Source organism: Streptomyces sp. NPDC001599 (genome assembly GCF_042893535.1).
GTDB lineage: Bacteria > Actinomycetota > Actinomycetes > Streptomycetales > Streptomycetaceae > Streptomyces.
This window is the reverse complement of the sequence record NZ_JBIAVA010000012.1, coordinates 107773-120617: the sequence shown is the minus strand read 5'-3', so window position 1 is coordinate 120617 and position 12845 is coordinate 107773. Positions and strand designations below refer to the sequence as shown.

At 73.1% G+C, this 12845-nt stretch carries 11 protein-coding genes; 7 read left to right on the top strand and 4 right to left on the bottom strand.

The window, feature by feature from the left end; translation table 11 throughout:
* The first annotated feature begins 50 nt into the window (after window positions 1-50).
* Entirely contained in the window at window positions 51-3605 is a 3555-nt protein-coding gene (mfd, locus tag ACFYZ3_RS27825) for a transcription-repair coupling factor (protein WP_388523063.1), read from the top strand.
* A gap of 131 nt (window positions 3606-3736) precedes the next feature.
* Here the strand turns inward: mfd and ACFYZ3_RS27820 are convergent, their stop codons facing one another.
* Window positions 3737-3934: an antitoxin gene (locus tag ACFYZ3_RS27820; protein WP_361008403.1), complete on the bottom strand. Its 198-nt coding sequence runs from the start codon at window positions 3932-3934 to the stop codon at window positions 3737-3739.
* 146 nt (window positions 3935-4080) lie between these two features.
* Between ACFYZ3_RS27820 and ACFYZ3_RS27815 the strand changes: the two genes are divergently transcribed.
* The gene (locus ACFYZ3_RS27815) at window positions 4081-4854 is read left to right on the top strand and encodes an HNH endonuclease family protein (RefSeq protein ID WP_388523060.1); all 774 of its coding nucleotides are present in this window, start codon (window positions 4081-4083) and stop codon (window positions 4852-4854) included.
* Between the two features lie 14 nt (window positions 4855-4868).
* On the opposite strand, the gene ACFYZ3_RS27810 is transcribed toward ACFYZ3_RS27815, so the two are convergent.
* A complete protein-coding gene (locus ACFYZ3_RS27810; RefSeq protein WP_388523057.1) occupies window positions 4869-5435 on the bottom strand; it encodes a TetR family transcriptional regulator in 567 nt (188 codons plus the stop codon).
* A gap of 113 nt (window positions 5436-5548) precedes the next feature.
* Between ACFYZ3_RS27810 and ACFYZ3_RS27805 the strand changes: the two genes are divergently transcribed.
* The gene (locus ACFYZ3_RS27805; RefSeq protein ID WP_388523054.1) at window positions 5549-5974 is read left to right on the top strand and encodes a nuclear transport factor 2 family protein; all 426 of its coding nucleotides are present in this window, start codon (window positions 5549-5551) and stop codon (window positions 5972-5974) included.
* Between the two features lie 18 nt (window positions 5975-5992).
* Here the strand turns inward: ACFYZ3_RS27805 and ACFYZ3_RS27800 are convergent, their stop codons facing one another.
* Both ACFYZ3_RS27800 and ACFYZ3_RS27795 read right to left on the bottom strand, forming a co-directional pair.
* Entirely contained in the window at window positions 5993-6904 is a 912-nt protein-coding gene (locus tag ACFYZ3_RS27800) for a hypothetical protein (protein WP_388523051.1), read from the bottom strand.
* A 49-nt stretch (window positions 6905-6953) separates the two neighbouring features.
* Window positions 6954-7466: a hypothetical protein gene (locus ACFYZ3_RS27795; protein ID WP_388523049.1), complete on the bottom strand. Its 513-nt coding sequence runs from the start codon at window positions 7464-7466 to the stop codon at window positions 6954-6956.
* 204 nt (window positions 7467-7670) lie between these two features.
* Here ACFYZ3_RS27795 and ACFYZ3_RS27790 point away from each other — a divergent pair, with 204 nt between their 5' ends.
* The 4 genes from ACFYZ3_RS27790 (at window position 7671) to ACFYZ3_RS27775 (ending at window position 12793) form a co-directional block, all read left to right on the top strand.
* Window positions 7671-9710, top strand: a complete 2040-nt coding sequence (locus tag ACFYZ3_RS27790) for an N-6 DNA methylase (protein ID WP_388523046.1) — start codon at window positions 7671-7673, stop codon at window positions 9708-9710.
* A gap of 138 nt (window positions 9711-9848) precedes the next feature.
* Window positions 9849-10448, top strand: coding sequence for a hypothetical protein (locus tag ACFYZ3_RS27785; RefSeq protein ID WP_388523044.1), 600 nt, complete (start codon window positions 9849-9851; stop codon window positions 10446-10448).
* Between the two features lie 38 nt (window positions 10449-10486).
* Window positions 10487-11977, top strand: a complete 1491-nt coding sequence (pkaE, locus tag ACFYZ3_RS27780; RefSeq protein ID WP_388523289.1) for a serine/threonine protein kinase PkaE — start codon at window positions 10487-10489, stop codon at window positions 11975-11977.
* 162 nt (window positions 11978-12139) lie between these two features.
* The gene (locus ACFYZ3_RS27775) at window positions 12140-12793 is read left to right on the top strand and encodes a SurA N-terminal domain-containing protein (protein ID WP_388523042.1); all 654 of its coding nucleotides are present in this window, start codon (window positions 12140-12142) and stop codon (window positions 12791-12793) included.
* Window positions 12794-12845: the final 52 nt, after the last annotated feature.

Genomic DNA, 12845 nt, shown 5'->3' with positions numbered 1-12845 from the left:
CGCGCGTCGGGCCCGTCGTGTTGTACACCCCCGCACGGAAAGCACCCCGAATGAGCCTGCACGGTCTGCTCGACGCCGTCGTCAAGGACACCGCCCTCGCGGAAGCGATCTCGGCGGCCGCAGACGGCAACCGCATGCACGTCGACCTGGTCGGCCCACCCGCGGCCCGCCCCTTCGCGATCGCCGCCCTGGCCCGCGAGACGGGCCGCCCGGTGCTGGCGGTGACGGCGACGGGACGCGAGGCGGAGGACCTGGCGGCGGCCCTGCGCTCCCTGCTGCCCCCCGAGGGCATCGTGGAGTACCCCTCCTGGGAGACCCTCCCGCACGAGCGTCTCAGCCCCCGCAGCGACACCGTCGGCCGCCGTCTCGCCGTCCTGCGGCGCCTGGCCCACCCCCGCCCCGACGACCCGGAGACCGGCCCGGTCTCCGTCGTCGTCGCACCCGTACGCTCCGTGCTCCAGCCGCAGGTCAAGGGCCTGGGCGACCTGGAGCCCGTGGCGCTGCGCACCGGCCAGAGCGCCGACCTGGAAGAGATCGTCCAGGCCCTCGCGGCAGCGGCGTACGCGCGCGTCGAGCTGGTGGAGAAGCGCGGCGAGTTCGCCGTGCGCGGCGGCATCCTGGACGTCTTCCCGCCGACCGAGGAGCACCCGCTCCGGGTTGAGTTCTGGGGCGACGACGTCGAGGAGATCCGTTACTTCAAGGTCGCCGACCAGCGCTCCCTGGAGGTCGCCGAGCACGGTCTGTGGGCCCCGCCCTGCCGGGAGCTGCTGCTCACCGACGACGTGCGCGAGCGCGCCCGCGTCCTCGCCGAGGACCACCCCGAGCTGGGCGAACTGCTCGGGAAGATCGCCGAGGGCATCGCGGTGGAGGGCATGGAGTCCCTGGCGCCCGTCCTCGTCGACGACATGGAACTGCTCCTCGACGTGCTGCCCAAGGGCTCGATGTCCCTGGTCTGCGACCCCGAGCGGGTGCGTACGCGGGCCGCCGACCTGGTGGCGACCTCGCAGGAGTTCCTCCAGGCGTCCTGGGCGGCCACCGCGGGCGGGGGCGAGGCGCCCATCGACGTGGACGCGGCCTCGCTGTGGTCCATCGCGGACGTCCGGGAGCGGGCCCGCGAGCTGGACATGATGTGGTGGTCGGTCTCGCCCTTCGCCGCGGACGAGACGCTGACGTCCGCCCTGGACGCGGAGGGCGACTCGGACACCCTCAAGCTCGGCATGCACGCCCCCGAGACCTACCGCGGCGACACCGCCAAGGCGCTGGCCGACACCAAGGGCTGGCTCGCCGACGGCTGGCGCGCGGTCTACGTCACCGAGGCCCACGGCCCCGCCTCCCGCACCGTCGAGGTCCTCGGCGGCGAGGGCATCGCCGCCCGCCTCGACCACGACCTCGGCACGCTCAGCCCCTCCGTCGTGCACGTCTCCTGCGGCTCGATCGACCACGGTTTCGTCGACCCGGCCCTCAAGCTCGCCGTGCTCACCGAGACCGACCTGACCGGCCAGAAGGCCGCCGGACGCGAGGGCGCGCGGATGCCGGCCCGGCGCCGCAAGACCATCGACCCGCTCACCCTGGAGACCGGCGACTACATCGTCCACGAGCAGCACGGCGTCGGCCGCTACATCGAGATGGTGCAGCGCACCGTCCAGGGCGCCACCCGCGAGTACCTGGTCGTGGAGTACGCCCCCGCCAAGCGCGGCCAGCCCGGCGACCGGCTCTACATCCCCACCGACCAGCTGGAGCAGATCACCAAGTACGTCGGCGGCGAGGCCCCCACCCTGCACCGCCTCGGCGGCGCCGACTGGACCAAGACCAAGGCCCGCGCCAAGAAGGCGGTCAAGGAGATCGCCGCCGACCTGATCAAGCTGTACAGCGCGCGGATGGCCGCGCCCGGCCACGCGTTCGGCGCGGACACCCCCTGGCAGCGCGAGCTGGAGGACGCCTTCCCCTACGCGGAGACCCCGGACCAGCTCACCACCATCGCCGAGGTCAAGGACGACATGGAGAAGACGGTCCCGATGGACCGCCTGATCTGCGGCGACGTCGGCTACGGCAAGACGGAGATCGCGGTCCGCGCCGCGTTCAAGGCCGTCCAGGACGGCAAGCAGGTCGCCGTGCTCGTCCCCACCACGCTGCTGGTGCAGCAGCACTTCGGGACGTTCGGCGAGCGCTACGCCCAGTTCCCGGTGAACGTGAAGGCGCTGTCGCGCTTCCAGAGCGACACCGAGTCGAAGGCGACCCTGGAGGGCCTGCGCGAGGGATCGGTGGACATCGTCATCGGCACCCATCGTCTGTTCTCCTCGGAGACGAAGTTCAAGGACCTGGGCCTGGTCATCGTCGACGAGGAGCAGCGCTTCGGCGTCGAGCACAAGGAGCAGCTGAAGAAGCTGCGCGCCAACGTCGACGTGCTCACCATGTCCGCGACGCCCATCCCGCGCACCCTGGAGATGGCGGTCACCGGCATCCGCGAGATGTCCACGATCACCACCCCGCCCGAGGAGCGGCACCCGGTGCTGACCTTCGTCGGCCCCTACGAGCACAAGCAGATCGGCGCCGCGATCCGCCGCGAGCTGCTCCGCGAGGGCCAGGTCTTCTACATCCACAACCGGGTCGAGTCCATCGACCGCGCGGCGGCCAAGCTGCGCGAGATCGTGCCCGAGGCGCGGATCGCCACCGCCCACGGCCAGATGTCGGAGCAGGCCCTGGAGCAGGTCGTCGTCGACTTCTGGGAGAAGAAGTTCGACGTGCTGGTCTCCACGACCATCGTCGAGTCCGGCATCGACATCTCCAACGCCAACACCCTCATCGTCGAGCGCGGCGACAACTTCGGCCTCAGCCAGCTCCACCAGCTGCGCGGCCGCGTCGGCCGCGGCCGCGAGCGCGGTTACGCCTACTTCCTGTACCCGCCGGAGAAGCCGCTGACGGAGACCGCGCACGAGCGGCTCGCCACCATCGCCCAGCACACCGAGATGGGCGCGGGCATGTACGTGGCGATGAAGGACCTGGAGATCCGCGGCGCGGGCAATCTGCTCGGCGGCGAGCAGTCGGGCCACATCGCCGGTGTCGGCTTCGACCTGTACGTGCGGATGGTCGGCGAGGCCGTCGCCGACTACCGGGCCTCCCTGGAGGGCGGTGTGGAGGAGGAGCCGCCGCTCGAGGTCAAGATCGAGCTGCCCGTCGACGCGCACGTCCCACACGACTACGCCCCCGGCGAGCGGCTGCGCCTCCAGGCCTACCGGTCCATCGCCTCCGCCAACAGCGAGGAGGACATCAAGGCCGTACGCGAGGAACTCGTCGACCGCTACGGCAAGCTGCCGGAGCCGGTGGAGAACCTGCTGCTGGTCGCCGGTCTGCGCATGCTCGCGCGGGCGTGCGCCGTCGGCGAGGTGGTGCTCCAGGGCAACAACATCCGCTTCGCACCGGTGGAGTTGCGCGAGTCCCAGGAGCTGAGGCTCAAGCGGCTCTACCCCGGCAGCGTCATCAAGTCGGGTACGCACCAGGTGCTCGTGCCGCGCCCGAAGACCGCGAAGGTGGGCGGCAAGCCGCTGGTAGGACGGGAGCTGCTCGGCTGGGTGGGCGAGTTCCTGACCTCGATCCTCGGGTCGTAGCACTCGAAGCCCGGGCCCGCCCACGGGAAGCCGCCCACGGGAAGCCGCCCACGGGAAGCCGTCCACGGGAAGCCGTCCACGGGGACAGTTCCGTGGACGGCTTCGACGTGTCCGGGTACGGGGAACGGCTTCTACTGCTGCTCCCGGCCGCCGCCCTGCTCGCGGCCGAAGCCGAGCTTGCCCTCGGCCTGCTGCTGCGCGGAGTCGACCTGCTTCTCGTACTTGCCGCCGGTCCTCTGGTTGACCTGGCGTTCGGCGGCGTCGGACATCTTCCGTGACCTGTCCTTGTCCTTGCCGGCCATGCTCTTCATCTTGTCGAGGATGCCCATGCAGAGCTCCTTCCGAGGCGTGACTCACTGTCGAAGGTACGACAGATATGTCTCGTGTGCCCACTAACGCCCACTTAAGGCCACCTATGGCCCGGACCTCTCCCTCGCTACGGTGGTGGCTGCGAACGGCAAGGGGAGGGGCGCGCATGACGCGGCACAGCAGGATCCGTACCGGTTGGGCCGCGGGGGCGGCCCTCGCCCTGGCCCTGGTGGCCGGCTGTGAAGGCCTGGAGGCCGACGACGACACCCCGACCTCGGGCAGTGGCGCCGAGGCCCCCGCCGCGGGCCACGCCGTCAGCCCGCTGGACAACCCGGACGGCACCGAACCGGGCCTCGCCCCGGTCACGGGCGACAGCCCGCAGGCGGCCGCCCGCAAGCTGATCGACGGTCTGCGGACCAAGGGGCGCGGCCCGAAGACCGGGTACGACCGGGACGAGTTCGGCTATGCCTGGATGGACACCGCCGACGGCGTCCCGCTCGCCCGCAACGGCTGCGACACGCGCAACGACCTGCTCAAACGCGACGGCCAGGAGGTGCGCTTCAAGTCCGGTTCGGACTGCGTGGTCATCGCGATGACGCTGGACGACCCGTACACCGGGACGCGCATCGACTGGCGCAAGCAGGACGCGAGCGAGGTCCAGATCGACCACGTCGTGCCGCTGTCCTACAGCTGGCAGATGGGTTCCTCGCGGTGGCCGGAGAACAAGCGCGAGCAGCTGGCCAACGACCCGCTCAACCTGCTCCCCGTCGAGGGCCGCGCCAACTCCGCCAAGCGCGACTCCGGGCCGGCCTCCTGGCTGCCGCCGGACAAGGCGATCCGGTGCGCGTACGCGGTCCGCTTCGCCCAGGTCGCGGTCAAGTACGAGCTGGCGGTGACGGGGGCGGACCGGGCGATGATGGCGAAGCAGTGCCAGGCCTGACGGGGCTGACGCGCCTACCCCGCCGGTGTCGTCAGCGCCGCGAGGGCGGGGCGGAGCAGCGCCGCGATCCGGTCGGCCGAGGCGTCCCGGAGGGGTGACAGGCCGAGCAGCTGGTGCCCGACGGAGACGCCCAGCAGGGTGCTGACGACGAGCGCGGCGCGCAGTTCCGGGTCCGCGTCCTCGGGCAGGGCGGCGCCGATGCCGTCGATCTGCCGGCCGAGGGCGGCCCGGGCGTGGTCGGCCGCCGCCGGGTCGGTGAGCATGGAGCGCATCATCGCCAGCGTGCCCTCGGGCAGGCCGCCGAGCTTGAGGCCGAGCGTGGCCAGCAGCTGATCGACGAGCGCGTCCGGGCCGGCGGCCGGCGGCGGTGCGGGCGCCGCCTGCACGGCCGCGGTGAACAGTTCGCGCTTCGAACCGAAGTACTGCATGACCAGGGCCGGGTCGACGCCCGCCGAGGTCGCCACGGCGCGGATCGTGGTGCGGTCGAAACCCCGCTCGGCGAACAGCTCCCGTGCGCCGTCCAGGATGCGGGCCTCGGTCGCTCGGCGGCGGTCTGCGCGGGACTGGTGGGGCGTGGGCACCGGTCCACTCTACCGCCGTTCGCTCAACAACTGTTGACCGAGCCGGTGTGCGGCTCTACGGTGGTTGGGTCAACAGTCGTTGAGCGAGCTGTCGAGCGAGTGGAGTGGTCATCATGCCGCCTTCGGACGCCCCCGCTGTTCGCACCCCGCGCGAGGTGCTGGCCCGCTACTACCGGGCCATGCTCGACAAGTCCGCGGACGACCTCGCCGACCTGTACGCCGTGGACGCGGTGCACGAGTTTCCGTTCACCGCGCCCGGTTTCCCCGGGCACTTCGAGGGGCGCGAGGCCGTCCGGTCCGGGTACCGGGCCGCCTGGGGCGCCAGCCCCGCCCGGGTGGAGGAGGTCAGGGAGGTCGCGGTCCACGAGACCGCCCGTCCCGGGGTGATCGTCGCCGAGCACGTCGTCGTGGGGGCGGTGCCCGCCGCGCGCACCGGGTTCACCGTCCCCGGCCTTCTGGTACTCCATGTGCGCGACGGGCTGATCGCCCGGGCCCGCGACTACATGGACGGCTTCGGGGTCGCCGCGGCCCGGGGGTGAGGGGCGGCTCCCCGCGGCTCAGGCGCTCGTCCCGCCCAGGTCGTCCAGATCGAGGACCTCTCCGGAGGGGGACGCGGCGGGCACCGGCTCGTCGTACCCGGTGAAGGACAGCGCGCCGGGCTCCTGCTTCGACCCGCTCTCGAAGCGCAGCAGGTACGGCTTGCCCTCGGTGGCGACGTACACCGTGTTGCGCTCGGAGCCGTCCGTCTCGTACAGGGTGAACGCGGGCTTGCCGTCGACGGTGGTGGCCCTGCCGCGGGTCACCTTCGTCGGCGCGTCGTCACCGCTGCCCCCGGCGTCCTCCAGCAGCTTGTCCAGGTCGCAGAACCCGGCCATCTCCTTCGCGTCCGCGCCGCCCGCGGACATGCTGGTCCACCGTCCGGCCAGCAGCGACACGAGGGCGTCGGTGTCGGCCTGCGGCTCGCCCTTGCTCTGGGCCCGCAGGAACCGCTCGTCGTACTTCAGGTAGAGCGTGTCGCCGGTTTTGATCAACTCGGCCTCGCCCTGGCCGTCCATGCCCATCGTCCCGGCGCAGTCGCCCCGCCGGTTCAGTGCGAGGTCGATCTCTATGGTGCCGCCGCTCTCGTCGTCGGGGACGGTGCCGGTCATGCGCAGTGAGCGTGCCCCGGTGGTGGCCTTCAGTGCCCGCTCGGATATCTCCGCGCCGGTCAGCCCGGCGAACGGCTCCTCCGGTGCCGAGGCCGGTGCCGAGGACGAGGCCGATGCGGAGGCCTCTGCCCCCGTCGCGGTCGATCCGGGTGCGGTGGCGGACGACGAAGCGGTCGCCGGTCCGCCGGACGCGGCGGACCGGGCGGTCCCGTCGGAGGCGCTGTCGCCGTCCTGGCCGGACTGGCAGCCGGTCAGGCAGACGGTGGCGCCCGCGGCGAGGAGGAGAGCGGTGAGTGCGGTGCGGCGCGCGCGACGGCGCATGGTGGATCCCCCCAGGGATTCTCAGTGAACGGTGAGCGCGGTCCGGCGCTCAGAACTGGCCGTTGCCGAGCAGTTCGCCGTCGGCATCGTAGATCGTGACGAGACCGTTCTCGCTGTCCTTCCAGTCGGCGAACGCGGAGGCGATGAGCTTGGCCGGGCCCGTGCCGGCGCCCATGATGCCGCCGGTGAAGTCGGTGTAGACGTCGGCGGCGTCGAGGATGTCGTTCTGCTCGTCGGCGCCCTGCACCTTGGTGACGTGGGAGACGGCGTCCTTCTCCTTGGGCGTCCCGTTCTTCCGCACGAACGCCTTGAACTGCTCGGCCTGGGACGCCTTCTCGACGGCCTTGTCCTCGGCGGGCTTCGCCTCGGACGCGCCGTCGGTCTTCGCGCCGTCGGTCTTCGCGCCGTCCGCGCCCGCGCCGTCCTGCTTCTCGCCCGCGCTCGCCGAGGTCCGGTTGTCGCTCCTGGTGTCGCCGTCCCCGTCGCCCGCGTTCGCCGACAGCGCGCCGACGACGGCGACCCCTACCACGGCGCCCAGCACGATCTTGGTCTTCATGCCCATGACGTCAGTCCTCTCCCCAGAGACAGATCGGTCGACCGTGAACCGAGGTCCATCGCCTCGGCCGGTTCGATGCGTCAATGAGAACAGAGCTTGTGAACCGAGTCAACACGATCCACGGAGTCGCTCATGTACACGATGTGAACAGAGTCGGAACGTGTTCATCGGTAGGATCGACCCCACACACCAGGACGAGGGGGCCCGAGCGTGCAGGACCACGGGACAGAGGTGACCGCCGCCGGTATCGCGCGGCTCGCCGGCGTCGGCCGCGCCGCCGTCAGCAACTGGCGCCGTCGGCACGCCGACTTCCCCAGACCGGTCGGCGGCACCGAGACCAGCCCGTCCTTCGCCCTCGCCGACGTCGAGGCATGGCTGCGCGCCCAGGGCAAACTCGCCGAGGTCCCCCCGCGCGAACGCGTCTGGCAGCAACTGGCCGGCCACCCGGAGGGCCCGGTCGCAGCCCTGGTGCAGGCCGGCTGCGTCCTCCTGCTCGTCCACGACCGGCCCACCCTCTGGCTGGACGCGAGCGCCGGCTCCGACGAACGCCTCGCCGACCTGCTGCCCGCCGCCCTCGACCAGGTACTCGACGCCCGCTTCGGCACCGGCCCCGAGCGCGCCGTCGCGACCCCGACCGGAGCCCGGCTGCTCCCCTCCGCACCGCTCCTGCGCGGCGCCGCCGAACTCGCCGCCGGACCGGGCGCCCGCAAGGCCTACGAGTTCCTGCTCGGCCGGCACCTCGACGCCAACCCGCGGCAGTACACGCTCACCCCGGACCCGCTCGCCGACCTCATGGCCGAACTCGCCGGCCCCGCCCGCACGGTGCTCGACCCCGCCTGCGGCACCGGCTCCCTGCTCCGCGCCGCTGCCGCCACCACCCGGCCCGGGCAGGAGCTGTGCGGCCAGGACAGCGACCCCGCACTGGCCGCACTCACCGCGCTGCGGCTCGCCCTGAGCACGGACGCCGCCGTGCGGATCGCCGCCGGTGACAGCCTGCGCGCGGACGCCCTCACCGGCGTGCGCGCCGACGCCGCGCTGTGCCACCCGCCGTTCAACGAGCGCAACTGGGGCCACGACGAACTCGCCTACGACCCCCGCTGGGAGTACGGCTTCCCGGCCCGCACCGAGTCCGAACTGGCGTGGGTTCAGCACGCCCTGGCCCGGGTCAGGGACGGCGGCACCGTCGTCGTCCTGATGCCGCCCGCCGCGGCCTCCCGCCGCTCCGGCCGCCGGGTCCGCGCCGACCTGCTGCGCCGGGGCGCGCTGCACGCCGTGATCGCCCTGCCGGTCGGCGCGGCACCGCCGTACAACATCCCCCTGCACCTGTGGGTGCTGCGCCGGCCCGAGAGGGCGCCCGCGCAGCCCGGGGTGCTGCTCGCCGACACGGGGCAGTTCGCCGGCGAGGGGCGCGGCGGGCCGGACTGGCGGTCCGTACGGGACGCCGTACTCGACGCCTGGACCGCGTTCGACCGCACCGGCCGGCTCGACGACCGGCCGGGCCTCGCCCGCTGTCTGCCCGTCATCGAACTCCTCGACGACGACGTCGACCTGGCGCCCGCCCGCCATCTGCCGCCCCCCACCGCCACCGGCGGCACCGAACGGCTCACGGACGTACGCGAGCGCCTCGACGAGACCCTGCGCCTGACCGCCGAGCTGACCCCCGCGGCCACCGGCACCGGACGCGCCGCACCCCGCAGACCCCTCACCACCGTCGGCGAACTCGCCCGCGGCGGCGCCCTCGTACTGCGCACCGGCACGAACGGCGGCCACGCGCGCGTGCCCCTGCTCACCGACCACGACGTCCTCACCGGCACCGGCCCCTCGGCCACCCTCCCGGACAGCGACGAGGAACCCGTCCTGACCGAACCCGGCGACGTCGTCGTGCCCGTCCTCGGCGGCGGCTCCGTCGCCCGCGTCATCGACCAGGAGACGGCCGGCGCCGCCCTCGGGCGCAACCTCGTGCTCCTGCGCCCCGACCCCGCCGCCCTCGACCCCTGGTTCCTCGCCGGGTTCCTGCGCGGCACCGCCAACCACCGGCAGGCCAGCAGCTACGCCTCCACCGCCACCCGCCTCGACGTGCGGCGCCTCCAGCTGCCCCGGCTGCCCCTCGACGCCCAGCGCGGCTACGGCGACCGCTTCCGCGCCCTCGACGAGTTCGAGCGCGCGCTGCGCCTCGCGGGCCGCCTGGGGGAGCAGCTGGTGCGGGGCATGTACGACGGGCTCACGGACGGCACGGTCGCCCCCGGCTGAGCCGCCCGCACGGGCCGAGTGACCAGGACGACAACGGTTCGGTACAACCCGGGGCCGCCGGTCCGTGTCGGCCTATACGCTCGACTCCGCACCGGTCGCCCGGCGCACGTCCGTCTCATCAGGTCTCCAGGAGAAGTCATGCACGGCCACGGCTATGCGCCGCCACCGCCGCCGCGCCGCCCCAGGACCGCGGTGCTGGTCCTGCTGCGCGTCTTCTTCGTGGCCCTGGCCCTGCTGAGCATCGGGTTCCTCGCCTGGATATCGACGCTGTACGCGGCCATCGTGAGCCGCCGACCGCGCGACTGGTGGGTCTTCGCGGCGACGGCCGTCGCCCTGGTGGTCAGCTTCTGCTTCCTGGCCACCGACGACACCGACGACTTCAGCACCCCGGCCGGCACCACCGGAATGATCATCCTGCTGCTCAACGCCTGCGCCTGCGCCGGGTACTTCCTCTACGCCGACATCCGGCACCACCGGCGGCCGCCCCACCCCGGCCACCTCGTCCCGATGCCGCCGCCCCCGGCGGCCGGGTACGGACACCCGCAGCCCTCGTACCCCTACACCCCGGCACCCGCTCCCGCCCCCGTACAGACGCCGGTCCCGCCGTACCAGGCCCCACCGCCCCAGCACCACCCCGCGCCTGCCCGCATCGACCAGGTCCGCGCCGAACTCGACGAGCTCAGCGACTACCTGCGCAACCACGACGGCCGCGACGGCGGCCACCAGGGCGGAAGGTGACCGTGGCGACCGGACGCGTCGTCGCCGGCCGGTACGAGCTGTCCACGCTCATCGGCCAGGGCGGCATGGGACAGGTCTGGACGGCCTACGACCGGCGTCTGGACCGGCGCGTGGCGGTGAAGCTGCTGCGCCCCGACAAGGTCGCCGGGGCGGAGGCCGACGAACTGCGCCGCCGCTTCGTGCGCGAGTGCCGCATCACCGCGCAGGTCGACCACCCCGGCCTGGTCACGGTGCACGACGCGGGCAGCGAGGGCGAGGAACTGTTCCTCGTCATGCAGTACGTCGACGGCGCCGACCTCTCCGACCACCTCGCCGAGCACGATCCGTACCCGTGGCAGTGGGCCGTCGCGGTCGCCGCCCAGCTGTGCGCCGTCCTCAGCGCCGTGCACGCCGTGCCGATCGTCCACCGCGACCTCAAACCGCGCAACGTCATGGTCAAGCAGGACGGCACCGTCACCGTCCTCGACCTCGGCGTCGCCTCCGTCATGGACGCCGACACCACCCGCCTCACCCACACCGGCACCCCCATCGGCTCGCCCGCCTACATGGCCCCCGAGCAGGCCATGGGCGGCGCCGTCGGCCCGTACACCGACCTGTACGCACTCGGCGTGCTGCTGCACGAACTGCTCAGCGGCGACGTCCCGTTCGCGGGGTCCACGGCGCTCGGTGTCCTGCACCGGCACCTGTACGAGCCCCCGCTGCCCGTGCGCCGCATCCGCCCCGAGGTCCCCGAATCGCTCGAAGCCCTCGTCCTGCGCCTGCTCGCCAAGGACCCGCAGCACCGCCCCGACTCCGCGCAGGAGGTCTACGAGCACCTCGCGCTGCTGCTCCCCGCGCTCGGCGTGCCCACCGGCGGGCCCCTGGACCCCACCCGCCCCTTCGTGCGCCCGCACGCCCCCTGGCCCGACCGCGCCCGCACCCCCGCGCCGCAGCCGGCTCCCGTACCGCCCACCGCCGAGGCCGCCAAGCCGGACGTCGCCCGCGCCGTCGACGACGTCAAGCGCCTCCTCGGCGAGGGCCGCATCACCCAGGCCGTCGACGTCCTCGGCGCGATCCTGCCCGCCGCCGCCGAACAGCACGGCGAACGCTCCCCGGTCGTGCGCACCCTGCGCCGGCAGTACGCGGCGACCCTCATGGACGACGGCCAGTACCGGCGCGCCCTGCCCGAACTGCGCCGCCTCGCCGACGAACGCGCCGCCGAGGCCGGCCAGGCCGACCCGCAGGCCCTGCGCCACCGCTACGACGCCGCCCAGTGCCTGGAACAGCTCGGCGAACCGGCCGCCGCGCTCGCCGAGTACCGGGCGCTGCTGCCGTACTACGAGAACCAGTACGTCGCCGGCGACCCCGACCTCGCCCACGACGTCCGCCGCCGCATCGGCCACCTCCTCCTCGCCCTCGGCGACCGCGCCGCCGCCCACGACACGCTGGCCCGGCTGCTGCACGACGTGGAGCGCGTCCACGGCCCCGGCCATCCGCTCGCGGCCGACATCCGGCGCACGCTCCAGTGGCTGGGCCGGATGCACGGCTGACCAGCGTCGCCACGGGGCCCGGCGGCGGGCCGGGCGCGAGGCGGTGCCCGAAGTCCTGATGAATCGTTGGTCCAATGGGTTGGCCAGAGCCGGGCCACTGCCTAACATCGATCATCGCAAGACTTTGTGCACCGTCGCACAATCTCCAAACGGGAGGTTCCCTTGCACCGCCGCAGCCGCCGTCGCTCCGCGCTTCTCCTCACCGCCGCGATCGCCGCAGCGGCACCCCTGCTCACCGCCTGCGGCAACGACGCCCATCCGGGCGCGGCGGCCGTCGTCGGCGACCAGCGGATCACCGTCGCCCAGCTGGAGAACCGCGTCGACGAGGTGCGCGAGGCACAGCGCGCCGCCGTCCCGGACGACACCCAGTACCAGCAGGTCGTCGCCCGGACCGGCACCCTCACCCGCGACACCCTGCACGGCATGGTCCTCGACCGGGTCCTGCACCGCGCCGCCCAGGACGCCGGGGTGAGCGTCAGCCGCAAGGAAGTGCAGGACATGCGCGGCGAGCTGGAGAAGCAGGCCGGCGGCCCCGAGCAGCTGGAGACGGTCTGGCTCCAGCAGTACGGCGTCGCCCCCGACCGCCTCGACGACAACCTCCTCGTCCAGATCGAGGCCCAGAAGCTCGCCCAGAGCCTCGGCACCGACACCAGCCGGCCCGAGTTCTGGCAGGCCCTGTCCGAGGCCTCCAAGAAGCTCGACGTCGACCTCAACCCGCGCTACGGCGCCTGGGACGTCCAGAAGAGCAGCCGCGTCGACGCCCGGACCCCGTGGGTGCGGGAGATCACGGCGGCGGGGTCCCAGCAGCCCGCGTAGCACCACTGACCAGCGGCGATACGACCCCCTGTGGACAACTCGGGGGTCGTCG